This window comes from Paenibacillus sp. FSL W8-0426 (genome assembly GCF_037969725.1).
GTDB lineage: Bacteria > Bacillota > Bacilli > Paenibacillales > Paenibacillaceae > Paenibacillus > Paenibacillus hubeiensis.
The window spans coordinates 4,232,024-4,258,118 of the sequence record NZ_CP150203.1 but is presented as its reverse complement, the minus strand read 5'-3'; the positions used below and the strand labels follow the sequence as shown (position 1 = coordinate 4,258,118).

Annotated in this window: 18 protein-coding genes; 12 read left to right on the top strand and 6 right to left on the bottom strand. The window is 54.5% G+C overall.

What is annotated here, in order from left to right; translation table 11 throughout:
• From MKY59_RS18875 to MKY59_RS18835, 9 genes are all read left to right on the top strand, one after another.
• Window positions 1-123: a hypothetical protein gene (locus MKY59_RS18875; protein ID WP_290371397.1), complete on the top strand. Its 123-nt coding sequence runs from the start codon at window positions 1-3 to the stop codon at window positions 121-123.
• A gap of 245 nt (window positions 124-368) precedes the next feature.
• On the top strand, window positions 369-1,409 hold the full coding sequence (locus MKY59_RS18870) for an SPFH domain-containing protein (protein WP_236411933.1): 1,041 nt from the start codon (window positions 369-371) through the stop codon (window positions 1,407-1,409).
• A complete protein-coding gene (locus MKY59_RS18865) occupies window positions 1,406-2,440 on the top strand; it encodes a sugar kinase (protein WP_236411934.1) in 1,035 nt (344 codons plus the stop codon). The genes MKY59_RS18870 and MKY59_RS18865 overlap by 4 nt, the downstream gene beginning before the upstream one ends.
• Window positions 2,441-2,540: 100 nt before the next feature.
• Complete coding sequence (locus tag MKY59_RS18860) at window positions 2,541-3,251, top strand: response regulator transcription factor (protein WP_339273119.1); 711 nt, start codon at window positions 2,541-2,543, stop codon at window positions 3,249-3,251.
• Entirely contained in the window at window positions 3,248-4,237 is a 990-nt protein-coding gene (locus MKY59_RS18855; protein WP_339273117.1) for a sensor histidine kinase, read from the top strand. Before MKY59_RS18860 ends, MKY59_RS18855 begins: the two co-directional genes overlap by 4 nt.
• A gap of 176 nt (window positions 4,238-4,413) precedes the next feature.
• Complete coding sequence (locus tag MKY59_RS18850; protein WP_339273115.1) at window positions 4,414-5,184, top strand: ABC transporter ATP-binding protein; 771 nt, start codon at window positions 4,414-4,416, stop codon at window positions 5,182-5,184.
• Window positions 5,159-7,099: an FtsX-like permease family protein gene (locus MKY59_RS18845; RefSeq protein ID WP_339273113.1), complete on the top strand. Its 1,941-nt coding sequence runs from the start codon at window positions 5,159-5,161 to the stop codon at window positions 7,097-7,099. The genes MKY59_RS18850 and MKY59_RS18845 overlap by 26 nt, the downstream gene beginning before the upstream one ends.
• Before the next feature lie 290 nt (window positions 7,100-7,389).
• Window positions 7,390-9,984 carry a LuxR C-terminal-related transcriptional regulator gene (locus MKY59_RS18840; protein ID WP_339273111.1) on the top strand — a complete coding sequence of 865 codons (2,595 nt, stop codon included), beginning with the start codon at window positions 7,390-7,392 and terminating at the stop codon, window positions 9,982-9,984.
• Between the two features lie 221 nt (window positions 9,985-10,205).
• On the top strand, window positions 10,206-16,181 hold the full coding sequence (locus MKY59_RS18835; RefSeq protein ID WP_339273109.1) for an invasin domain 3-containing protein: 5,976 nt from the start codon (window positions 10,206-10,208) through the stop codon (window positions 16,179-16,181).
• 148 nt (window positions 16,182-16,329) lie between these two features.
• On the opposite strand, the gene MKY59_RS18830 is transcribed toward MKY59_RS18835, so the two are convergent.
• The 6 genes from MKY59_RS18830 to MKY59_RS18805 are packed head-to-tail and all read right to left on the bottom strand — an operon-like array spanning window position 16,330 to window position 19,517.
• Window positions 16,330-16,671: a cupin domain-containing protein gene (locus MKY59_RS18830; RefSeq protein WP_236411946.1), complete on the bottom strand. Its 342-nt coding sequence runs from the start codon at window positions 16,669-16,671 to the stop codon at window positions 16,330-16,332.
• Between the two features lie 23 nt (window positions 16,672-16,694).
• Window positions 16,695-16,994, bottom strand: coding sequence for a metal-sulfur cluster assembly factor (locus MKY59_RS18825; RefSeq protein ID WP_339273106.1), 300 nt, complete (start codon window positions 16,992-16,994; stop codon window positions 16,695-16,697).
• 20 nt (window positions 16,995-17,014) lie between these two features.
• Window positions 17,015-18,247: a hypothetical protein gene (locus tag MKY59_RS18820; protein WP_339273104.1), complete on the bottom strand. Its 1,233-nt coding sequence runs from the start codon at window positions 18,245-18,247 to the stop codon at window positions 17,015-17,017.
• Between the two features lie 13 nt (window positions 18,248-18,260).
• Entirely contained in the window at window positions 18,261-18,911 is a 651-nt protein-coding gene (locus MKY59_RS18815) for a DUF2249 domain-containing protein (protein WP_339273102.1), read from the bottom strand.
• The gene (locus MKY59_RS18810) at window positions 18,892-19,266 is read right to left on the bottom strand and encodes a hypothetical protein (protein WP_339273100.1); all 375 of its coding nucleotides are present in this window, start codon (window positions 19,264-19,266) and stop codon (window positions 18,892-18,894) included. The genes MKY59_RS18815 and MKY59_RS18810 overlap by 20 nt, the downstream gene beginning before the upstream one ends.
• A 17-nt stretch (window positions 19,267-19,283) precedes the next feature.
• Window positions 19,284-19,517 (bottom strand): DUF2249 domain-containing protein, encoded by a 234-nt coding sequence (locus tag MKY59_RS18805; RefSeq protein WP_236411958.1) that lies wholly within the window; start codon window positions 19,515-19,517, stop codon window positions 19,284-19,286.
• Between the two features lie 326 nt (window positions 19,518-19,843).
• Here MKY59_RS18805 and moaA point away from each other — a divergent pair, with 326 nt between their 5' ends.
• From moaA to narH, 3 genes are read left to right on the top strand one after another with little or no spacing between them, the layout of a single operon-like run.
• Window positions 19,844-20,845, top strand: coding sequence for a GTP 3',8-cyclase MoaA (moaA, locus tag MKY59_RS18800; protein WP_339278437.1), 1,002 nt, complete (start codon window positions 19,844-19,846; stop codon window positions 20,843-20,845).
• Between the two features lie 55 nt (window positions 20,846-20,900).
• Window positions 20,901-24,623: a nitrate reductase subunit alpha gene (locus MKY59_RS18795; protein WP_339273097.1), complete on the top strand. Its 3,723-nt coding sequence runs from the start codon at window positions 20,901-20,903 to the stop codon at window positions 24,621-24,623.
• Complete coding sequence (narH, locus tag MKY59_RS18790) at window positions 24,613-26,082, top strand: nitrate reductase subunit beta (protein WP_339273095.1); 1,470 nt, start codon at window positions 24,613-24,615, stop codon at window positions 26,080-26,082. Before MKY59_RS18795 ends, narH begins: the two co-directional genes overlap by 11 nt.
• Window positions 26,083-26,095: the final 13 nt, after the last annotated feature.

Genomic DNA, 26,095 nt, shown 5'->3' with positions numbered 1-26,095 from the left:
TTGAATCAAAAAATAGCGCGAGTGTTTGCTGCAGGCCTTACAAAAGGAGCAAAGAAATCTTCCGAGAAACGCAAAAGCATTGTTGGAGCGATGAAAATGCCCGAAGCACTGAAAAAGAAATGATTCTTGATGAATGATCGATGAATAATAGGTGTTTAATAAAGCGATGGCTCCTACGGCCTTCGCTTTTTGTTTTTTCTGAAAATGATACGATGCGCATCGGAGCATGAAAAGCCTTCTCGCGTCCAAGATCGAAAAGGAAGAAACCTGTTTACGTTTAGTGATATTGTCATATTGACATTAACGTTTTTGTTTGTTATCATTTCGATAATATCATAATGACTATATTAAGAAATGGGGAATGAGCGATGTTTGGTTTTCGCTTCGTCAAGTTTCAGCCCAGCGAGTACGTAATGAAGATCAAGAACGGTAAAGTACAGCGTCAGGGCGTAGGTTTGTCGTTCTATTACTATGAGCCGACGACTTCGGTCGTGGTGCTGCCGGTTTCGTCCGTGGATGTGCCTTTTATGTTCGAAGAGATTACCGCCGATTATCAGACGGTTACCGTTCAGGGGCAGTTAAGCTATCGGATCGTGGATTACATGAAAATTACCCAGAGCCTCAATTATGCCTATAATTTGCGCAAACACCAGCATATTTCCGACGATCCCGGCAAGCTGGACCAGCGGGTGATCACGATCGCCAAAGTGCTGACCAAAAAACATCTGGAACAGATGCCCTTGCGCCAAGCCATCCAGTCGAGCGAACGGCTGGCGCGCAATATGAAACAAGAGGTGGCCCAGAGCGAAGAATTGGAGAAGCTTGGCGTGGAATTAATGGGGCTGTCCATTCTGGCCATTCTGCCCAATAAGGAGACGATGCGTGCCTTGGAAGCACAGGCGAGGGAAGAGATTTTGCGCCAGGCCGACGAAGCGCTGTATGTACGTCGCAATGCCTCCATCGAGCAGGAACGCAAAGTGAAGGAAAACGAATTGAATACGGAGATCGCGGTGGAAACGAAAAAGCGGCAAATTCGTGAAACCCAGTTGCAGGCAGAGCGTTCGGTAAGGCAGAAGCAGAACGAGATGCAGCAGGAGCAGCTGCAGTTCGACACAGGCATGGAGGAGCGCAAGCGGCAGCTCATCGAGCTGACGGTGGCGAATCAGAACGCCGAAGCGGACGCGAAGGCATATGCGCTCGCGGCCGTCATGAAATCGCTGCAGGATGTGGAACCGGCCGTGCTGCAGGCGATGGCCAACATGGGCATGAATTCGGATAAGCTGATCGCGCTTGCGTTTCAGGAGCTTGCGGAGAATGCCGGCAAAATCGGGCAGCTGAACATCTCGCCGGACCTGTTGCAAGGACTGATGTCCCCGTCTGCGCGCGAGCAGGGAGGCCGGGCAAGATGAGATGGGGACACAGCGGACAGAACGCCGGAGCGCCAGCTGCGGAACAGGGGCGAATGACCGAAAACAAGCTGGTTCTTATCAAACGCAAAACAAGGCTTGAGGAACTGGTCGTCAGGTACAATACTGTGCAGCAAGCCCAATTTTATATCGAGCGGATGGGTGCGGACTTCAGCGATTACATGGAAGAAGACCGACGTTATCAGCAGGCGGTGTTGCAAGTCAGGCAGCAGCTGGCGCAGCTTGGGCGAGTGCAGGTCGTCGAGCGGGAGCACGTGCCCAACTTCATTTTTGGCGAGCAGGATATCGTTGTCGTTGTCGGTCAGGACGGCCTGGTGGCAAACACGCTCAAGTATGTCACGGGCCAGCCCTTGATTGGCGTCAATCCGGATCCTTTGCGATGGGAAGGCGTGTTGTTGCCTTTTACGACCGAGGATCTGGGGCTGATCATCCCGGATGTCATGCAAAAGCGCCGTCAGGTAAAGGAAGTGACGCTGGCCAAGGCCGAACTGAACGACGGGCAGGTGCTGTACGGCGTCAACGATTTGTTCATTGGCCGCAAAACCCATGTTTCCGCCAGATATGAAATGCATCTTGGCCCGGCCCATGAGCGGCAATCTTCCAGCGGCATCATCGTGTCGACGGGCATGGGATCGACGGGCTGGTTCAAAAGCGTGCTGGCCGGGGCATCCGGCATCACTCGTTCCGAGGCCTGGATGCAGCTGCAGGACAGGGAGCATGGAAATGAAGACTCGGATAAAACCTATCGCCAAACAGCTTCCATCAGCAGCCCATTCGGCTGGGATGCACCGTATTTGTATTTCACGGTGCGCGAGCCGTTTCCGAGCCGAACGACGTCGGCAGACCTTGTCTTCGGGCAGATCCATTCGCGCCAGCCCCTGCGCATTGTATCGCAGATGCCGGAGGATGGGGTTATTTTCAGCGATGGGGTGGAGCAGGACTTCCTGGAATTCAATTCAGGCATCGAAGCGACGATCAGCCTTGCGGAGAAGCGTGGGCAATTGGTGATCTAAGAGCTAGTTGACCGCCGGCCCTTTATTTCCATATCAATTCCGGCTAGAATGGTAGACTGGATGAAGTAAGTGATGTCAGGGATTGGAAAGAGGGTTGACCATGCAATCGATTTTGTTGGTTGAGGACGATACCAAGCTTGCCGGGCTGCTGGCCGCATATTTGACCCGTAACGGGTTTCAGGTGCATATGGTGCGGGATTTTCGCGATGTTTTGCATGAATTTGCTGAACGGGGACCCGATCTGGTATTGATGGATGTGAACTTACCGCAATATGACGGCTTTTATTGGTGCAGGCAAATCCGCACGCATTCGATCTGTCCGATCCTGTTCATTTCCGCGCGCGACAGCGGCATGGATCAGGTGATGGCATTGGAAAACGGAGCGGACGACTATATCACGAAGCCGTTTCAATACGAAGTCGTGCTTGCCAAAATCAGAAGCCAGCTGCGCAGAGCCTATGGAACGTATGCCGCCGTTCAGCAAGAACCGAAAATCGCGAATGGCGCGTTGGTGCTGTATCCGGAACGATACGTGCTGGAGCATCAAGGAAACTCGGTCGAATTGACGCAGAAGGAAGCAGCGCTTATGGAGGTGCTTATGAACAAGGCGGGACGGGTCGTCGGCCGGGATAGGTTGCTCGATGTGATGTGGGAGGACCAGCATTTCATCGACGACAACACGCTCAACGTGTATATTACGCGGGTACGCCGAAAATTGAAAGAGCTCGGAGCGGGAGATGCGCTGGAAACGGTGCGGGGTGTGGGATATCGCTTGCTTGACCTTGATGGCGAATGGGGAGGAGGCGCATGAGGCTTTTTCTGAAAGACCACCGCCTTCTGCTCGGATGTTATGTTGCTCAAATGCTGCTTGTTCCGTGTGTATACTGGGTTTCCGGCGAAAAGAGGCCGCCAAGCATCATGCTGTACGGCGTACTGCTTGGCACCGCGGTGCTTGCGGTGTATCTGGTCGTGCGCTATATCCAGCTTCGTGAAGTGTACCTTGCGCTTCAGGAGCCGGAACGGCTCGTTCGCGAACCGTATCATTCGCTCGGCGATGCGGAGCTTGCGCTCGCAACCCGGAATCTGGTATCTGAACTGGAACGCCGGCAGCAGAACGAAATCAATGAACTGCGTGCACGGAGCGAACAGCAGACCGTGTTCATGAACCGCTGGGTGCATCAAATGAAAACGCCGTTATCCATCATTCAGCTCACGTTGGAGGATGTGGAAGACGAGACCGCCGGCAGCATTCAGGACGAATTGGACAAATTGCGCAAAGGGCTGGAAATGGTGCTGCACTCGTCCAGGCTGGAACAGTTCGAAGGAGACTTCCGGGTAGAGCGAATTTCGTTGCTGGAGAGTGTCAAAGCCAGCATCGCCGAAAACCGCCGCCTGTTTATCCGTAAGGGAGTGATACCGGTAATCCATATTGAACCGAAATGGCAAATATATAGCGATACCAAATGGCTGCGCTTTATGTTGACTCAGATTTTAACCAATGCCGTCAACTATTCGGAGGGCGGTTCGGACAAAAAGATCACGTTGACCGCTTATTCGCAAAATGATCGCATCATTTTGGACATCCAGGATCAGGGCATCGGTATTTCGGCCGAAGACATTCAGCGGGTGTTCCATCCGTATTTTACGGGGGAGCGCGGCAGGCAGTATCATGAATCGACGGGGATGGGCCTGTATTTGGTACGTGAAATCAGCAAACGCCTCGACAACCGGGTCGAATTGTTTTCTGGGCCGGAGGAAGGCACCCTGGTGCGATTCAGTTGGGATATGGCGAAATGAGTGAGATTTAATCGTGGTTTAGCAAGGTGCTTGCCTGGGGCGAAGCGCCTTTTTGTGATGGGAACACAACCTTAAAGGCCGTGTAAGGAAAGTTTAAGGTAAATCGATGGTACGGCAAGTTGCGGTCGGATATGCTTGTAATGTAACACACCAATCACGAAGGAGAACACGAGAAAATGGATATGCTTCAAGTTACGGCTTTAAACAAAACCTACCCGGGAAAGGTGCAGACCCAAGCCCTTAGCGATATACATCTGAGCATCCGGCAAGGGGAGTTCGTCGGCATTATGGGACCTTCGGGGAGTGGAAAAACAACGCTGCTCAACATGGTCTCGACGATTGACGACCCAAGCTCGGGCGAGGTGAAGATCAATGGACAAAACCCGTTTGCGATGAAAAGAAAGGAGCTGGCCAAATTCCGCCGCCGTGAGCTCGGATTTGTGTTTCAGGATTTCAACCTGCTCGACACGTTGACCGTGGCCGAAAACATCGTGCTTCCCTTGACGCTGGACAACGTCAGCCTGAAAGAGATGGAGAACAGGCTGGAAGCGATCACGACCCGGCTGGGGATCGATCAGATTCGGAACAAACGCATCTTCGAAATTTCCGGCGGCCAACGGCAGCGGACGGCCATCGCCAGGGCGATCATCAACAGACCGTCCCTGGTGCTTGCGGACGAGCCGACGGGAGCGCTCGACTCGGCATCATCCCAGGCCGTCATGGAAGCGCTGGAGCAGATCAACCAGCAGGAAAAAACGACGATCATGCTGGTGACGCATGATCCGCTTGCGGCCAGTTACTGTGACCGCATCGTATTCATCAAAGATGGCCGGCTCGCGGCCGAAGTGCACCGGGGTGACAACCGCCAGACGTTTTTCCAGCGCATCATCGACACGTTATCTTTCTGGGGAGGGAATTCGCATGAGCTTTCCTCAGTTCGCGTTTAACAACATTCGCCGCAACGGGCGGGCGTACATTGCTTTTTTCCTGAGCAGTGTCGTGATGGTCATGATCTTTTTTGCCTATGCGATGTTTATCTATCATCCTTCGGTGAAGGCTATGCCCATGGGAGAGACGACATCAGTGGGGATGGGGATTGCATCAGGCATTGTATACGTGTTTGCCATCTTTTTTGTCATCTATTCGATCGGCGCATTCCTGAAGTCCAGAAATAAGGAGTTCGGCATTTTAACGATTCTTGGTGCCGCGCCGGGCCAGATCCGGCGCTTGATCATGCTGGAAAATATGCTGATCGGAGCCGTGTCGATCGTGGCGGGCATCGCCGGCGGCATGCTTTTATCCAAATTGTTTCTCATGGTGGCCACCCGTTTCATTGGCATGGAGGATCTGCCGTTCTATTTTCCACTGAAGGCGATTGGACTGACGGTAGGGGCGTTTATGCTTTTGTTTGTCGGCGTTTCGCTCTTTACCCTGGCGTTTATTGGAAACAGGCGCGCGCTGGATCTATTGACCGGAACGAGCAGGCCGAAAAAAGAACCGAGGGTGTCATGGCTGTTCTCGCTGATCGGCGCTGGATTGCTGGCGACCGGGTTCATTGCACTGTACGATGACCTGCAAGAGGTGAACATTTTGATCGCTGCGATTAGCGGCATTGCGGGAACGTACTTCTTTTACTCCCAGCTCTCGGTATTGGTCATGCGATTATTGAAGCGAAGCCGGCGTTGGGGATGGAAGGGGACACGCCTCTTGTGGGTGTCGGAAATGGCGTACAAAATCAAGGATAACGCACGTATGCTGTTCATGGTTACGGTCGTGATCGCCCTGGCTTCGATGAGCGCCGTCGTCATTTTATCGCTGGACCAGGATAATCGGGAGAAGTTTCGGGAAAGCGAGTTCCCGGTTCAGTACCGTATCTATGATGCTGAGGAAGGCGAGGATTTTGGCATCATTGATTCTGTTTTCAAACAGGCAGGCGTAAATTATGAACGAGCTTACGTACATTATGATTGGGGCGTAGCGGAGGGCAGCCATACGGCACTGTTGTCGCTCAGCGATTACAATCGCATCAATGCACTTCGCGGAAAGCAGGCTGAGCAGCTCGCGTCCGGCAAAGGGATATTTATCGACTCGCGCAATTCTGCGGAAATGGACAGCCATACGACATTTCATTCTTATGCAGCCGGTGACATGATGACGCTCCAGCAGGAATCGGGTTCAACCCACGTTCAGATTGACAAGTCGATAAAGGACACTATGTATTGGGATACCATGTTTGCTTCAAGCGTATTGGTTCTGCCGGATGAGGACTTTTCACAAGTGGGAGAAAAGAATTCCGGAGCCAACGTTTTGTTGTACAGCGTTCCGTCATGGGGCAAAGACATACCTGCCAACCATTCGCCTGAGGCGCGGATTAGCAGGGAATTGCAGGCATTGGACGACGACATACAAATGGATCCCGAGAAATACGATTTTTCCGGGTACATGGCAACCCGATACGCCAACTTTGAAAATACGCGGGAAGCCACCTCGATCATTACGTTTCTGGGTGTGATGATCGGTCTTGTGTTCTCCATCTCTTCGGCAAGCTTCCTGTACTTCAGGCTGCATACCGATCTGGAGGCGGACGGGAGGATGGTGCATGGCTTGTCGAAAATCGGTTTGAGTTTTCAGGAGATGAAACGTTCGTCCACCGTGCAGATTGCGATCCTGTTTTTCTTCCCGATGCTGACGGCCATCGTTGAAACGCTGGTTGTGGTCAAACCGTTTCTGACCCAATTCGGCGTTACGGATTATACGGTGCCCGTTTTGAGCGTCTTCGGGGCGTTCCTCGGCTTGCAGACCCTTTACTTTTTCATCATTCGTGGTCGCTATATTTCCTCCTTGCGCAAAAAGATGGTATGAATACATGCTGGAGCATATGGTCGGTTTAACATGATTTTCAACAAACATAAATGGCCCGGAACCCTGATTGCTATCAAGGGTGTCCGGGCCGTTGTCCGTTTACGGGCAGTACATAACGAGGTGCTTCGCAGGGGCTTGAGCGGCTTCTTACCGGCAAGGGCGTCGAATTAGGTATGCATTTGCATGCTAAGATTAGCCGAAGGACTTGAATGAAAGCCGAATTTCGTTTTCAATTTAGTTATGACCGTAACACATTCTGGTTCTTTATTATCCCGAACGGAGGCAACACATTGAGAGCGAACCCCGACATCATGAAATACAAATTGGAAGTCCCCGAACCCCGTAAACATTGGATAAACCGAAAGCTGATTCAACCACCTTCAGCAGGAGATTTGCCTCAAGGAATCACCTTGATCACCGCACCTGCCGGGAGTGGGAAAACAACAGCGATGACGCAGATCGCGCACAGCGGCAATCACCAGATCGCATGGTATGCGCTGGATGAACATGATAATGATTTGCGGAGATTTTGGCGTTACCTCGTACATATGCTGCATCCCTACCTGACGGCGGGCGCGAGTGACCGTCTGTTATCGCTGCTTGCGGAGTATGCCGATCGCTCGTTGAAACCGTTTCTGGACCAGTATCTTAACGATGTATACGATATCCAACCATCGATTTGTGTTGTCCTTGATGATTATCATGTAATCTGGAATGAAGAGATTCATGAAACCCTGAATTACTGGCTTCATCATTTGCCGGCGAACATTCACGTCCTGATCGGTTCACGTTCAGAACCGCCCCTTAAGGGATGGCAGACGTGGAACGTCAAGGGCAAACTGCGAAAAGTCAATGCACTCCAATTGGCGTTTACGGCCGAACAGGCGCAGGAAATGTGCAAAACGATCCTGGGTGGAGAACTTCCCAAGGAATGGGTGAATGTGCTGATCAAGCGCACGGAAGGCTGGGCTGCCGGTCTTCAGCTGGCGTTGATTTCCCTTCAGCAGCGGCCAAGCGGGGAGTGGGCCGATTGGGTTCGGCATCTCGATATGGACCAATATATTGAACAATATCTGTTGGAAGAGATATGGAACGGATTGGATGAACAGGTCCAACGTTTTTTGCTGGAAACGTCCGCTTTGGCCAGATTCAATGCCATGTTGTGCGAGGAGGTAACCGGTCTTGCGGAATGCGGAGAAAAGTTGGAATTTTTGCAAAGTAATGGCTTGTTCCTGATCCCCCTTGAAGGAGGGTACTTTCGTTATCATCATTTGGTCGGCCATTTTTACGAAACGAGGTTAAGAGAGCGTTCCCCGGAGCGCTGGCTTGAATTAAAGCGGAATACCAGCAAGGCTTATGCACGCATGGGCTGGCATGAAGAAGCGGTGGAATTTGCTTTTGCAGGCAAAGCTTATGATGCAGCCTCCGCAATCCTGGAGGAGCATCTTCATGGATTCGTTCAGCGGGGGGAATTTTCCCTGCTCCATGATTGGCTTGCGCGCTTCCCGGCAAAGTTTCCGGTGTCAGACCGGATCAGGCTGGTCCGTGTTTTCGTAAGCTCGGTGCTGGGCAAGCACGAGGATGCGCGTACGATGATGGAAACGATGGAAAATGAATTGTTCGGAACACCTTTGCAGCCGGAACAGTTGGAGCTCTTGAGCGGACTGTTTTTCGTCAAAGGAAATGCGGCGTTTCATTCTGGCCAATTCCAGGAATGGTTTCGGTTTGCCGAATCTTTTCAGCTTCGGCTTCCGCAGGACCCGGTTTTTTTCGATTTTAATTATAACTTCAACCAGCCCCTCGTCCGCTATACTACCTTTGGCCTCGGGGGCGTCTTGACAGAAACGACGGCAGAGCTGGGGCAAAGGATAACAACGATCCTGGAACAGAATGGATGGGAAGAATCGCTGATGTGCCAATATGTCATGCAGTCATTGGTCGAGGGATACTACGAGTGGAATGATCTGGATCGATGCAGAACGCTGTTGGACCGAATTACGGCAAAGGGGCGTTATTTGAAGGTTCCGGGATTGTTCGTTCCCGTCCGTTTGATGATGGCCCGGTTAAGTGTGGCGTCGGGAGACCGTGCAGGTGCCAGAGTGATCGTCGAACAGACGCTTCAGCGAATGGATCGCGTATCCGACATGCCATGGCATCGGTCTTTAATAACGTTTCTTGCCGAAATGGACCTGGCAGAAGGAGCCGTGGATCAGGCTGAAATGCGTTTCAAGGAGATACACCTTTCCCCGGATCATCGGGTACATCTAGGGTCGATTCAAGAGACCCTTGTTCTTGCAAGGCTGCTGCTTGCCCAGGGCAGGGCGGATGAAGGACAGAGGCTGCTGATGCAGCTTTCCCTGCTGGCAGAGGAATCGGGTATGGCCAACGTGGCCGTTTCGTCATCGGTCCTGCAAGCTTGGGGGGATCTGGTTCAAGGCAAAAGAAAACAAGCGGCAGAACGCATCTCTACTGCCCTTCAACGTGTGATGCCATTTCGTTATACCCGTACTTTCGTGGATGAAGGAGGCTGGATGCAAAGGTTATTGGAAGAAATGATGGTCCATTCGGCATTCGATAACCAACCTGCGTTGAAATCCTACGCCGCCGAGCTGTTGTCCGTCCTGAAAGCGGAAGGGAATGGCGAAGCAGCAGAGGCGCAGCTTGACATCGACGGTTATGAACTGACCGCCAAAGAAATCGAGATGGTCAAACTGCTTCATCTGGGTTGCATGAATCGCGAGATCGCGGATCAGATGGGGCTTTCGCCGGGCACGGTCAAGGTGTACCTGAACCGAATCTACAACAAGCTTGGCGTGCGCACCCGGACGCAGGCTGTTCTGGTAACCACTCCGGTACCTCTCGCTTACCCGCCTTATCCAGGATAGGTATCAGATTACAAATAGGAGTTCCGCACAGCCGCAGCACGAGTGGAGCTTCTTCCGGTTTGCGGCCGCTTCCCCTGCTTAAAATCCCGGGAGTTAACTTTAGTTAATTGTAGGCCACGGCAGGCTTTGATAGGATGTCGATAGGAATAAAGGCCCGGTTCGCGGGCCGGTCTTTTATTCTTGCGAGAATGGCATCCATCAACACGAAGGGGAAGGTTTATTTGCACTTATTACGTAAAATCGTCTTGGTCCTGATCGTTTTCGCGCTGGCGATGCCGCAGATTGCAATCCGGCCTGCCGAGGCGGCCTCCGGTCTGTCGACCTCCATCAAAACCGCCGGGGGAGGATACCTGCATTCGCTGTTTATCGCCGAAGACGGTACCGTCTGGACGTTCGGAGATAACAGCGCGGGTGAGTTGGGCGACGGCACGACACAAAATTCGTTTCGTCCGGTCCAAGTCATCAAATTCGACGGAACCCCCTTAACGGGAGCCAAAGAGGTGGCAGGGGGCGGTTATTATTCACTGGCTTTAATGGAAGATGGAACCGTCTGGGCGTGGGGCAGGGGAAGCAGCGGAGCTCTTGGGAATGGAGCGACGGTTGACCAATACCGGGCGGTGCAGGTGATGCAGTCCAACGGAACCCTGATCCAAGGGGTGCAAAGCATTGCCGCAGGTTACTATCATGTGCTGGCGCTAAAGGAAGACGGCTCTGTATGGGGATGGGGTTCCAATTCTTCGAATGTATTAACGGATTACAACGATTATCAAATGCCGCGAGCCGTACAATTAAAACAGTCCAGCAGCTCCTATCTTACAAATGTCAAGGCCGTAGGCGTCGGAGATTATCATTCGATGGTCCTGAAAAACGACGGGACGGTATGGGCATGGGGATACGGTGGTTTTAGTGCCTTGGGTAACGGTTCCACCAATGATTCCGCATACCCGGTCCAAGTCATCGATGCGTCCGATCAGCCCTTGGCCGATGTCGTCGGCATTACGGGCCATCGTTTGGGCGGACTGGCTTTGAAATCCGACGGTACGGTATGGGGATGGGGATATAATGAAAATTATAACCTGGGCATCGGGGATGGCGTGACAAGCAGCACCAAGGCCTTGCAGGTACTGCAAACCGGTTCTGTCCCGTTAACCGACGTGGCAGAGCTGGCAGGCGGAGGCCGGGTCACCGTGGTTCTCAAGAAAGACGGCTCCGCATGGTGGTGGGGCATGCAAAATCGAAGTCTGAAAGTGGCCACGCGTTTGATTAACGATGCGTCCGACATCGCGGCTGGAGACACTCATGTGCTCGTCACCAAAAGAGACGGAACCATATGGGGCGGTGGATGGACTTCGAAAGGCGAGCTTGGTATTTCCAATGAAGCGACATATATCTATTATACCAGTCCCATACAGGTATACCCCGCTACCTTGCGAATGACGTCGAACCAGAACCGGCTTACTGCGGATGGCGAAAGCAAAGCTTTAATCACCGTTACTTTGCTCGAAGGCAGTAAACTGCCGATCGGAAAAAGTGAGGGTAGGCTGCAGCTTCAGGCTACCCTCGGCGAGCTTGGACCCGTCACCGATCATGGAGACGGCACGTATTCCGCCGAATTTACGGCATCAACAACGACCGGGAATGCTGTCATCAGCGGTACGCTGAATGGCTATCCCATGACCGCAACGACAACGATCACGCTGGTGCCCCTGCCACCTTCGGCCGAGAAATCGACCGTGTCGTCAAGCCCTTCGTCCATCATGGCGGACGGGAGCAGCGCATCCACGATTACGGTACAACTGAAGGATGCAAACGGCAATTCGTTGACTTCCGGAGGCCATGCCGTGAAGCTCTCCGCGACTTCCGGGACGCTCGGAACGGTGCGGAATAACGCCAACGGCACGTATACCGCGATACTAACCTCGCCGACAACCGTCGGTTCTGCCACGGTTTCCGCATCGGTAGACGGAGTCCCGATCCGGCAAACGGCAACGGTTCAATTTCTGGCCGGTCCGGCTTCGGCAGACAAATCGACCATCAGCGCATCGGCAAATGCGATTCCAGTCGGAACGGGCAGTACGTTAGTTACCCTCCGGTTATTTGATGCTTACGGGAACCCTATTGCATCAGGCGGAAACACCGTCGATTTGAAGTCGACTTTGGGAAGTTTCGGTAAGGTGAGCGAGTTGAACAATGGAACCTTTACAGCTACGCTGCAGGCGGGTACGGTTTCGGGCAAAGCAACGATCGGTGCCGAGTTGAATGGGGTCCCTTTAAAAGATGAAGCCGAAGTCATGGTTGAGCCCGGTGCGGCATCCCTCTCGAAATCGACGCTTATCCCTGAGCAACCCATCCTTGTTGCCGACGGGACAAGCCTTACCCAGATCAAGCTGCAAATCCGGGATGATTACGGCAACGATTGGATGGCTTCCGCCGGACAAGTGACTATGAGTACAACGGCAGGCCTCCTTTCCAAAGTCACCGATCTTGGCAACGGCAGCTACACAGCGACGCTTAAAAGTGAGATCAAAGTCGGCACGGCTGCTGTTTCCGCGAAATTGAACGGTGCTGCGGTGACTCAACAGGCTTTTGTTGAATTTTCTCCGGGTCCGGCTTCTGCCGCGGGCTCTACTTTTATCGCTGACCGTCAGCAGGTAACCGCCGGAACAGGCGAAGCCAAGTTGACCGTCCAGCTGTTCGATGCTTACGGGAATCGCCTTACAAGCGGCGGAGACAAGGTGGCCATTAGCGCGGACAAGGGACAAGTCGGCAACGTGACGGATCAAGGGAACGGTACATATACGGCTGCCTTTACCGCTCCGACGAGCATAGGGAACGCCGAATTATCCGTCACGGTAAACGGTTCACGACTTCCCGAGACGCTAACGATCCGTATTGAACCGGGGAATGTATCCGCTGCGGCCTCCTCCGTTGAAGCGAGTGATTCCTTCTTAACGGCGAACGGCGTTAGCGAGACTACGATTACGGTACATTTGAAGGACGCTTACGGCAATCCCGTTACCCCTGGCGGGGAGCAGGTAGAGATTTCTGCTTCAGCAGGAACCTTGACACAGGTGGAAGATCAGGGGAACGGCATCTATAGTGCGGTCCTGACCTCGAGCACTTACACAGGTACGTCGACGATCACGGCTTCCGTGAGCGGTCAGATTCTGGATCATTCGGTCCATGTCGAGTTCGTGCCTGGCACAGCTTCGGACAAGACCTCCGACCTGATGGCCGAAAGCGCTCAAATCCTAGCCAACGGCGTGAGTTCGACATCGATTCTGTTGCAGCTGAAGGACGAATTCGGAAACCTGCTTACAACGGGCGGAGAACAAGTGGATCTTCGGACCACGGCAGGCACCTTGAGTTCGGTATTGGATATGCAGGACGGCACATATACGGCGATATTGACATCAGACACGACGGCCGGAACTGCTGAAGTCACCGGCGTTTTAAATGGTGTCCCTATGGTGAACGCCGCTGCCGTACAATTTCTTCCGGGTCCTCCTGCAGCAGATCAATCTACGTTGACGGTGGACCGCAGCGTCCTCTCGACGGATCCGGGAAGCAGTGCGGAAGTGACGGTGCTGTTGAAGGACGCCTATGGCAACGAATTGATCACCGATGAGGGTGCGGGTCGTCTGCAATTGGCTGCCACGCTAGGCAGTCTTACCGCGCCTGTTTATGCCGGGCAAGGCCGATATACGGCCCAAATCCAATCGAGCCAGGCCGGTAAAGCAACGATCACGGCCATGATCGATGGAGCGATGCTGCCCACGGAAGCAGAAGTGCAGTTCTTGCCTGGTGAAGCTTCGCCTTCAACCTCGTCTATGGTTACTGATACCGAACGTTCGACCGCAAACGGCATCCAGTCCGCAAAGATTACGCTGCAGTTGACGGATGCCTCAGGCAATGCGTTAACGGATGAAGCCGTTCTGCCCGACGTGCAGCTTTACAGCTCGTTAGGCAGCCTTTCGGCGCCGGAATATGCAGGGGGAGGCAAATACACTGCCGAGTTAACGTCGACCCGTGCCGGAATCGCTGCCATTACGGCAACGATCGATGGTATCCTGCTTGATTCCAGGCTCCAAGTAGAATGGCTTCCGGACGTCCCGTCCGCACTCGCGTCTACTCTGACGGTGGACCGGCCGGCTGTGCCGGCCAATGGATCGGAGCATGCGTCGCTCGAACTTAGCGTACGGGATGCATACGGGAATGCTGCCGCCGGCGAAGTCCGGCTCGAATCTACGCTTGGAACCGTCACCGAAGCAACCTATGTCCGTCCTGGGACATACACGGCGGAACTTCGTTCAACGGAAGCGGGGATCGCTGACATTCAGGCTTGGATCGACGGTGAGCCTGTTTCGGGCAAAGCACAGGTTGCTTTTACGGATGGAATTTGGTTCTCGCCTTCGTCCTATCGAATACCGTTGGGGGAATCTGTTCGTACGGTCGTAGAGGTCACCTATGAAGATCAGGCATCGGACCGCACGGACGATGTTGATTTTCAGTATGAGGACGGCATCATACAGGTGTCTCAAGCCGATGATGGGGACTGGTATATCACCGGTCTTCGAACGGGACAAACCGTGCTTCAGGCAGTATACGCCGGCGAATCCGGTCCTCTGACGGCAAGCGTGCCCGTTACGGTGTTTGCAGTGCCGACCCGGTTGGAGTTCGCCGAACCGAGTTATTCGGTAGAGGAAGGCAAGCGTGCCCAGGTTAACATCGTTGCCGAATATTCGGACGGAACGACGAAAGACGTGACTGCGGAAGCGGCATATGCCATGCAAGACGACAGCATTGCCGCCATAGACGCCTCGGGCCGATTGCTCGGGATCAGGGCGGGAACCACGGGATTAAACGCGGAGTTCGAAGGGTTGAGCGCATCCGCCGATGTTAAAGTTTCGGCTGCAACCGTTCCTCCCCAGCCTGGAACGGGAAGTGGAGAGAACGGAGCGGGAAGCGTGACTTTACCGACGTCCCCGCCGTCCGGTTCGATCGAGACCAACCATGATCCGAAACAGATGCTCGAGTTTGAGATCCAATTCGACGAAACCAAGCGTGAGCTTGTTCGGTTGAGTTCGGAGGAGCTTTCGTCCGGACGCATTGTGATCGATACCGAGGAAGGCAGCCGCCAATGGAGCCTCTTGACGTCCCAAGCCGTCCTGAATCAGTTAAGGATGATCAACGACGATTTGATTGTGGAATGGAAGACACCTCTTGGAACCATCGTTCTGCCCTTGGGCCAGATCGGAGATCAAGATTTGTCCGATTCTCAAGAACAGATTCGCATATCCCTGCGGGAAGCGGAGAGTGAGGTCCAATCCAATGTGGAGAACATAGCCGGCAGACTCGAGGCAAATCTCAGGATGAAACCGTTTGTTCTGTCGATGGAAACTCTGGATCGAGAAGGTAATGCGGCGCCGATGGTTTCTACCGATCATTCGATCAAGTTCCGTATCGGCAGGGCCATGGTCCAGGGGGACAAGCAAACAACTGCAGCCACGCTGGATCCGATTACCGGGAAACTCGGCTATGTACCTTCGCAAGCAAGCGATGATGCATTGGAGTTTCACATCAACCCGGGTCGGTTATATGCGGTGCTCGAAGTCCGCTCCTCATTTACGGACATGTCCGGGCATTGGGCCGAGAGCGCTGCCGAGCGGCTGGCGACCCGATTGATCGTTCAAGGCACAGGCCAAGGAAAGTATGAGCCGGGACGTGCTGTAACGCGAGCCGAGATCGCGAGCATGTTGGTCCGGATGTTTGGATCCAGCAAGCAAGGAACGTCCGAACCGTTCAGCGATGCTTCGGGTCATTGGTATTCCAGCGACGTGCAGGCTGCGTATGCAGAGGGCTGGATTCATGGTTATGCGGACGGGACGTTTCGTCCGGAAGCCGGTGTATCCCGCCAGGAACTGTTCGTTATGTTGGCCAGAACACTTGAGTCTATGGGATATCCCGTAAAAGAGACAGGTGCACATCTGCCTTACTCGGATCAGGCATCCATCTCGGCGTGGGCGCAGAGTGCGGTCCGGCAGCTCACCGAAACAAATCTCCTGGCTGGCGATCCGTCGAACAGGCTGCAGCCTTTACGGAAGGTCACTCGGGCAGAGGCTGCTGTGCTGCTTGAACGGATGATGGAACTCTCGTCCAATGATCAAGTGCAAGCTCAGGAAACCGGTTCACTTTGATATAACTTGATGAATCGTTGTGTATGAAGAAGGCAGTTGATCGGGTGCGATCAACTGCCTTTGATATATCCGGAACTGCTTCGCAAGTGTTCCCAGCAAACACGGATGCTGTGGTAACGAATGTTCAAATGCGATACACTGCGCGCGATTAGACGTTCTGTGCATAAGAAGCGCCCGGCACTTTGTTCAGCACAACAAACAGTCGTGCTTCGGTGTTGCCGGTATTATGGAATGCAAATTCCGTGTCGCCGCTGCAGCAGACGACATCTTCCTGCTCTACGCCATGTTCCTCACCGTCCAGAATCAGCGTGCCGGAACCTTCGACGACGAGCAGAATCACGTCCGTGCCTGGATGTTTATGCGCGGGAAGCTGTTGTCCCGGCCGAAAATGAAGCGCAAACGTCACGCCGTCGCCTTGTTTGAACAAGACGCGTTTCGTAAAGCGTTCATCGTCGAATGCTTTGACCTCAAATAAGGATTGAATAAGCATTGAAATTCCTCCCTGTGAACGAATTAGAAGTATCCCAGCATTTCCTTGGCGTTATCCGACATCAGCTGCGGGGTCCATTGCGGTTCCCAGACAAGCTCCACCTCGATCGCATCCTTACCGGTTTTCTGCTGCAATACCCAACGAACGGCGCCAACGATCGTGTCATGCAAAGGGCAACCGGGCGTCGTCAACGTCATGCGAACATATACCCGCTCTGCTTCTTCCTTCACTTCGTATACCAAACCCAGGTCAACGATGTTGACCCCGAGCTCGGGGTCGTAGACTTCTTTCAGACTTTCCAGCAGATTCGGTGTCTGTTCCATCTCTCTCACACTCCATTGTTCTATCGTTTGAATACCCATGCAATGTTGACCATGTACGCGATGGAAATGAGGGACAGCAGGGTGCCGCCAACCATCATGACCTCCGCCAAATCCAGCAGGATGCCGCTTACGAGCAGCATGCTCGCAGCAGCCATTGCCGTCATGCCTCGCCAAACGGTTTTCTCGCTCAGCATGCCAGCCATCAGCGGAACGCCGGGACGGCCTGCCTGTTTGCCATATTTATGTGTCCACCAAAGGAAAGGCACGATTTTGGAGGCATAACCGAGAATCGTCAGCGATACCCAGCCTCCGAGATATATCCACCCTGCCAGCAGCACAACCCTGGAATCCAGCAATAGATCCGGATCTTGGGCAGCGTATATGAGCAGTGCCAGGGCAAAAGCGGCAGCAGCTCTGGTGACATATACCGACCAACGAATACCGGGCCCCGGATTGTTCTTGTTTCGCTTGTCCTGGATTTGTTCCAGATGATAGGCATAACAGACAAGCGCAGCCGCGAGCAGCAGGAGCGCACACCAGAGCATGAGGCCCTGGATGCCGGTCAGAAATGCTGCCGCGCCCAGAATGACAGCGGCGTTCCAGAGATAGAGAACGGCATGCTGCAATCGGGCCGGATAATGGTGGGACAGGTAGAACATCGGCAGCATTTTGTAGCTGAATCCCGTGATCAGCATGCCGAACCAGCCGAGCGTGCCCATCCAGATATGTGCGCCAAACAATCGTTCATGCAGCCCGTTCCACTGGCCGAAGGCAAAGTTCAAACCCATGAGCATGCCCGACAAGCCGGTCAGGACAAGATATAGGCAGGCCAAGGCGGCACTGACGGTGACCGTATTCCAGCGGGAGGCTTTGAACAGGGTGAAGCCCATGTTCCATGCGAATATCAGTATGCCGATCAAAGCCAGCGTTGCCGATCCGGCAATCCAACGTACATCGCCCTGGATGAATCCGTACAGCATGCCGGCCAGCCCGATCAGGAACGTAAAGTAGTGGACGTAGCCCAGCTTCAGACTATAGATGTCAGATTGCAAAATGACGTGAATCAACTGGTACACCGCCCCCATAGCGAGCATGGATGCCCACCCAAGCACGAAAAGGTGGGCATGGAACCAGCCTTCAGGACCTCTTAGATCGTCGCCAAGCCAGCCTGTCAGCGATAGCAGGGAAAACAAATGATAAGCGAAAAAACCGAGGATGCCCGTCAGGATAAAGAAAAACGGCAGCCTGGACATGGCGACTCCCTCCTTACCCTTTCACGATGCTCACTTTGGCTGTGCCGTCTTCCTGTTCTTCCACCGTGTAGCTGCAGCCGAGCCGGTTCAATTCCTCGATCAGGAAAACGGGAACGCGGTCGTTGTGGATCAGCACAACTTCCCCGGGTCGGCAGCGATCAAGCGCTGCAAGCGTGCGCATCATCGGCTGCGGCGGCTCCAGCCCGCGGTTATCGAGCGTGATGGCCTTGGCTTCCGCCTGGGCAGCGACCGGCTCATCAACGGAATTCCGGTCGGCAGCCGGGGAAGCGTGGAAATCTGCGTCCGCGGCCATATCCGGCAGATCCGGTTTCCCGGCACAAGCCGAAAGCTCGTCGTGGGCTTCGGTGCGGGACTCGACCGCCGATACGCCTGACTGCCCTTTGGGCCAAGTCTTGTTTTTTTTGTGTACAAAGGTGGTCACCCAATGATCTGCGCTGATCCGCTCCGCCGTGCTGGAGTATCCCTTCATTTTGAGAATGCCGAGCAGCGGCGTCGGTTTGAAAGGCGCGTGCAGTACGAACACATCTTGGGGATGCAGCCCTTTGACGGTATCCATAATCAACTGGAACGGTTCCAGCTTCTTGCTAAGGTGGGGCCGGACGTCCAGCTCCACGATCGGATGTTCAGCGTGGGACATGGTCATTCACATCCCCTCCTGTTTCACGGCCCGGTTCCGGGCCAGCCAGTTCTTTTGCCGATTCGTACAATGCAGCCATGCCGCCGTATAGCGCATGGAAGAACGAGTCCGGCGCATCCAGCGAGAAGGACATATATTGTTTGGGATCCATCCCGAGCATGTGTTCGAATAACGACGCGCTGTCGTATGCGTAAAAGCAAAAATGGGTGAACGCGAAGCCAGGCATTTTTTCATAAATGGTGATGATATCTTCCGCATATTTGGCTTGCTCGCGCCCGGCCAGTTGAACCATGGTTACGGCGTCGTCCAGGCCGAGGGTGATGCGCAGCGTTTGGTCGTCGATGATGTCGACTTGCGCCATGATGGATCAGCTCCGATCTATAATTTGCTGATTTTGACCTGGAACGTGGCAGGACCTTGCTCAATGTACTCCCACTCGAATTGGTCCGGATGAACGGATTGGAACTGAAAGCGAAGCGGCACCGGATCGTGGTCGTTAATGAGCAGCATGGCTTCCTGTGGCTGCAGGTTTTCGAACGTTTCGAAGATGACTTTATGTTTCAGATGCGGTGGATACTCGGTCGCGTTAACGGTTGCTGCATATGGCTTCATGGAACATTCCTCCAAGCGGATATCGTTTTTTTGTGCTGCACGATCATTATAGAAAAGCCGTAAAGGCGTCTGTGTGAGCATGCTCACACCTGAGGCATTGTCATAATCTTGCCTTATTTGTGCAAAAATCGGGTCTAAGCAGGATGGGCCAAGGAAAAACGGCAGTTGGCGTGTGCGCTAGTTATCAGGCGTGGTGACTTTTTTCACAGTTTGCATGCCAAACCATCCTTATATTTAGCGTCTAGATGACAGGTGATGGGAGGATTCGCATGATCCTTGATCCGAGAACAAGCCGGAACATGCCGACCAGAAGGGGGACGATGCGCATGGAAAGCAGACTGGTGGACCCGTTCGGGCGAGTGCACGACTATTTGCGGATTTCGGTAACGGACCGCTGCAACCTCAGGTGCGTGTACTGCATGCCTGAAGAAGGCATGCAGTTCGAACCCGGCGAACGCATCATGACTTATGAAGAGATCACGTCCGTCGTAAAGGCCCTCGCTCCTCTGGGGGTTCGCAAGCTGCGGCTCACGGGCGGGGAACCGCTGGTGCGGAAACATTTGGACCGGCTTATTTCGATGTTAGCGAACATACCGGGAATAGAGGATATTTCCTTGACGACGAATGGCATGTATCTGGCATCTTGTGCGGAGCGTTTGCGGGCCGCGGGATTAACCCGCGTCAATATCAGCCTGGATTCGCTCAAGCCCGACCGTTTTGCCCTGATTACGCGGGGCGGCAAACTGCAGCGCGTTCTCGACGGCCTCAAGGCAGGCCGGGCGGCGGGTTTTCATCCCGTCAAACTCAATGTGGTGCTGATGAAGGGTGTCAATGATGACGAAATCAGCGACTTTCTGCGCATGACGCTGGATCAGCCGATCCAGGTGCGTTTCATCGAGTACATGCCGATCGGCGGGAGCGTTTCGGGCTGGAAAGCCGGTTATTTGCCGCTCGAAAAGGTGCTCGAAACTTGCGGGCAGTCATGGAGTTATGAGCAGGATGCCGCAGTTTACGGGAGCGGGCCCGCCGACAGCTACCGCATCAAAGGGGCGGCGGGCAGTTTTGGGCTGATCCATCCGGTCAGCAGCCATTTCTGCGGCAGCTGCAATCGGCTCAGGTTGACGGCAGACGGCAACATCAAGCCGTGCTTGTACTGGTCGGACGAATTCAACGTCCGTCCGCTCGCGGGGGACGACAAAGCCGTGCAAGAGCTCTTTTTCAAAGCGCTCGGTTCCAAACCCGAAACGCATGCCATGGCGCAGGCATTGAAGGACCAGGACATCGGCGGGGTTCCGACGCATCGCCGCATGTCTCAAATCGGAGGTTGAACATGAACAAGGCTTCTTATTCGCAACAAAATGTCACATTTGTGGGAGGACAACGATGAGCAGCAAAAAGATGCCGTGGATGGGCAAACTCAAATATTTTGTCAAACGCGAAAAAAACGAGGAAGGCTGGAGCGAGATGTCCCCGGCCAGCCGGGACTGGGAGGACGTATACCGCCGGCGCTGGCAGCACGACAAGGTGGTTCGTTCCACGCACGGGGTCAACTGTACGGGCTCCTGCAGCTGGCAGATTTACGTTAAGGACGGCATCGTGACCTGGGAGACGCAGGCGACCGACTATCCGTCGACAGGGCCGGATATGCCCGAATTCGAACCGCGCGGCTGTCCACGGGGCGCAAGCTTTTCCTGGTATTTGTACAGTCCATTACGCGTCAAATATCCTTACGTTCGCGGCAAACTTCTGGAACTGTGGCGAGAAGCGCTCAAGGCGCATGGCGATCCGGTCAAAGCATGGTCCAGCATCGCGGATGATCCTGCCAAAGTGAAAGCCTACAAGGCGGTTCGCGGAAAAGGCGGGCTGGTGCGGGCTTCCTGGGAGGAGGCGACGCAAATCATTGCGGCATCGATGATCCATACGATCAAGCAGTACGGACCTGACCGGATTATCGGGTTCTCGCCGATCCCGGCGATGTCGATGGTCAGTTATGCCGCTGGTTCGCGTTTTCTGTCCCTGATCGGTTCGCCGCTGCTCAGCTTTTACGATTGGTATGCGGATCTGCCGCCGGCTTCGCCCCAAATCTGGGGAGACCAGACGGACGTGCCGGAGAGCAGCGACTGGTATAACTCGGGATACATTCTCGTATGGGGCTCCAATCTGCCGATGACGCGCACGCCGGATGCCCACTTCCTGGCCGAAGCCAGATATCGCGGGACCAAAGTGGTATCGATCAGCCCCGATTATGCCGAATACGTGAAATTCGCGGACACCTGGATGTCGGTGAAACAGGGCACGGACGGCGCGCTCGCGATGGCGATGGGGCATGTCATCCTGAAGGAGTTTTACGTCGATCGCCCGACGGATTATTTCATGCAGTATGCGAAGCAGTACACGGATTTCCCGAATTTGCTCATGATTGAGGAAAAAGACGGCGCATTCGTTCCGGGCCGCTTCCTGCTGGCCGAAGATTTGGGCATGGAAGGCAACAACATGGCGTGGAAAACGCTGGTATATGACGAGAACAGCGGGACATATGCCATTCCGAAAGGAAGCTTGGGCTTCCGTTGGGGCGAAGAAGGCACATGGAACCTGCAGATGGAGCAGGTGGAAACCGGCGAACCGATCGATCCGCGCCTGTCGATGCTCGGCGTTCACCACGACGTGATGACGCTGCAGCTGCCATACTTCGATGATCAGGGCAGACATGTCATGGAGCGGCAAGTTCCCGTACGCCAGATCTGGGTCGATGATCGGTGGATCATGGTTACGTCGGTGTACGACCTCGTGTTGGCGAAGTACGGCGTCGAGCGCGAAATGACGCGTTCCGCCGATTCGGCGGATGCGGTGCCGGCACGAAAAGCGGCTCATAAGGCCGAGGGACCTCAACCGTTTACCCCTGCATGGCAGGAGAGCATCACGGGCGTGGACCGGGATACGGTTGTGCAGATCGCCCGCGAATTTGCGCAGAATGCGGTAGACACGAAAGGCCGCTCCATGATCATCATGGGCGCGGGCATCAACCACTGGTACAACTCGGACGTCATCTACCGCGCCATCATCAACTTATTGCTCATGACGGGCTGCCAAGGCGTAAACGGCGGCGGCTGGGCGCACTATGTCGGACAGGAGAAGCTGCGTCCGGCCGAAGGCTGGCAGACGATTGCTTTTGCCCGCGACTGGACGGGACCTGCCCGTTTGCAGAACGGGACGTCGTTCTTCTACTTCGCGACAGACCAGTGGCGTTATGAAGAGACCCCGGTCGGCGAATTGACATCCGCGCTGGAAGGCAATCCGAGATTCCAACATGTGGCGGACTACAACGTCATGGCCGCGCGGCTCGGATGGTTGCCGTCGTATCCGCAATTCAACCGCAACTCGATCGACCTGCATCAAGATGCGCTGAAAGCAGGGGCATCGACGAAGGAAGAGATCGGCAAATATGTGGCGTCCGAGCTGCAGAACAAAAACCTGAAGTTTTCCATCGAGGCGCCGGACGATCCGGCAAACTTCCCGCGCGTTTTGTTTGTATGGCGGGCCAATCTGATCTCCAGCTCGGGCAAAGGGCATGAATATTTCCTCAAGCATTTGCTCGGCGCAACGAACGGCCTGCTTAACGATGACGATCACGGTTTGCGTCCCGAACATGTCGAGTGGGCTGATGAAGCGGCCGAAGGCAAGCTGGATCTGATGGTTAACATGGACTTCCGCATGGCAGGTACAGCAATGTATTCCGATATCGTGCTGCCTGCCGCGACCTGGTACGAAAAAAGCGATCTCAGCAGCACCGACATGCACCCGTTCGTGCATCCGTTCAATCCGGCGGTCGCCACGCAGTGGGAATCCCGTTCGGACTGGGACACGTTCAAGGAAATCGCGCGCGTCTTTTCCGGCATGGCGGAACAGCAGTTCGAAGGGCCGCAGCAGGAGATCGTAGCGACGCCGCTCCTGCACGATTCCCCGGATGAATTGGCCCAGCCTTACGGGCAGATTCACGACTGGAGCGCCGGCGAATGCGAGGCGATTCCCGGACGCACGATGCCGCACATCCATGTGGTGGAGCGGGACTACGCCGCCGTCTACGACAAAATGATCAGCCTGGGGCCAAACGTAAAAGACAAACCGATCGGCACGAAGGGAATCTCTTGGACGGCAGCCGAGGAGTACGAGAAACTCAAGAGCGTATTGGGCAAACAGCGCAAAGACGGCATCGGCAAAGGCTGTCCGGACCTCAGCACGGACCGGAACGTAGCCGAAGCCATTCTGACGCTCTCCACCACCACGAACGGCAAAATGGCCGTGCGCGCCTGGGAGTCGCTGGAGAAGAAAACGGCGCTGCACCTGAAGGATTTGGCGGAGGAACGTTCTGAGGAATGCTTCACGTTCGACGAAATCACGTCGAAACCGAAGACGGTCATTACGTCGCCCGCCTTCAGCGGTTCGGAAAAAGGCGGCCGCCGCTACTCCCCGTTCACCACGAACGTGGAGAGACTCATCCCGTGGCGGACGCTCACGGGCAGACAGCAATTTTACATCGATCACGCGATGCTGCGCGAGTTCGGGGAGACGCTGGCCACCTTTAAGCCGATCCTGAAACATACGCCGTTTCATCCGAACAGCAAACGTCCGGTCGAAGGCGGCAAAGAAATCGTGCTCAACTATATGACGCCGCATAACAAGTGGTCGATTCACAGCATGTACTACGATGCCCAACCGATGTTGACGTTGTTCCGGGGCGGGCCCACGATCTGGATGAACCATGAGGATGCTGCAGAAGCCGGCCTCGCCGATAATGACTGGATCGAATGCTTCAACCGCAACGGGGTCGTTGTGGCGCGTGCCGTCGTCACGCACCGCATCCCGCGCGGGGTAGCCTTCATGTACCATGCCCAGGACCGCCACATCAACGTGCCGGGCACCAAAATATCGCAAACGCGCGGAGGCACGCACAACAGTCCGACCCGCATTCACGTGAAACCGACGCACATGATCGGCGGTTATGCCCAATTGAGCTATGGATTCAACTACTACGGCCCGACAGGAAATCAGCGTGACCTGAACGTCATCATCAGAAAACTGCAGGAGGTGGATTGGCTTGAAGATTAAAGCACAAGTCAGCATGGTCATGAACCTGGATAAATGCATCGGTTGCCACACGTGCAGCGTAACGTGCAAAAACACGTGGACGAACCGGCCGGGCGCCGAGTACATGTACTGGAATAACGTCGAAACGAAACCGGGCATCGGTTATCCGAAGCAATGGGAGGATCAGGAACGTTACAACGGCGGTTGGGAAATGAAAAACGGCAAGCTGGAGCTGAAGTCCGGCGCTCGCGCCAAACGGCTGCTCAACATTTTCCACAATCCCGACCAGCCGACCATCGACGATTATTACGAGCCGTGGAACTACGAATACGAGAAGTTGACGAACAGTCCGGAGAAAAAACACCAGCCCGTCGCGAGACCGAAATCCCAGATTACGGGCAAATACATGGAGCTCGAATGGGGTCCCAACTGGGAAGACGACCTGGCGGGCGCCCACGTTACCGGGCTGGAAGATCCGAATATGAAAGGCATTGAAGATTCGATCAAAATGGACTTCGAGCAGGTATTCATGATGTACCTGCCCCGCATCTGCGAGCACTGCCTGAACCCGGCCTGCGTCTCTTCCTGCCCATCGGGCGCGATGTACAAACGGGAGGAAGACGGCATCGTGCTCGTGGATCAGAATGCCTGCCGGGCATGGCGTTTCTGCGTCTCCAGCTGTCCGTACAAAAAGGTGTACTTCAACTGGCAAACGAACAAAGCCGAGAAATGCACGCTCTGTTTCCCGCGGATCGAAGCCGGATTGCCGACGATCTGTTCGGAAACATGCGTCGGCCGCATCCGTTATATCGGCCTGATGCTGTACGATGCGGATCGTGTGGAAGCGGCGGCTTCAGCCGATAACGAACAGGATCTGTACGAATCGCAGATGGGCATTTTCCTCGATCCGAACGATCCGGAAGTCATTCGGGAAGCACGTAATTCCGGCATTCTGGAGGATTGGATCACTGCAGCCCAGCAGTCGCCGATCTATAAAATGGTCGTCGATTGGGGCATTGCGCTCCCGCTTCACCCGGAATACCGGACACTGCCGATGGTATGGTACATTCCGCCGCTTAGCCCGATCACGAACCGGATCGAAGGCCAGGGCAGTTCGCTGGAGGCGAACGACATTTTCCCGGCGATCGACAATATGCGCATTCCGGTCGAATACCTGGCCAACCTGCTGACCGCCGGAGATACGACCCGCATCCGCGCCGTATTGCGCAAAATGGCCGTCATGCGCATTCACATGCGCAACCAGCAGACCGGAAAACCAAGCGAGCCGTCCCTGCTGAACAGCGTGGGTATGGATGCGCAGGAGGTTGAAGACATGTACCGGCTGCTCGCGATTGCGAAGTACAACGACCGCTTCGTCATCCCGCCGGCCCACCGTGAGGAAGTGGAGGATTTGTTCAGCGAGCAGGGCAGCTGCGGATTGAGCTTTGCCGGCGGTCCGGGTTCCTGCGGTGTATTTTGATGTGAAAGGAGGC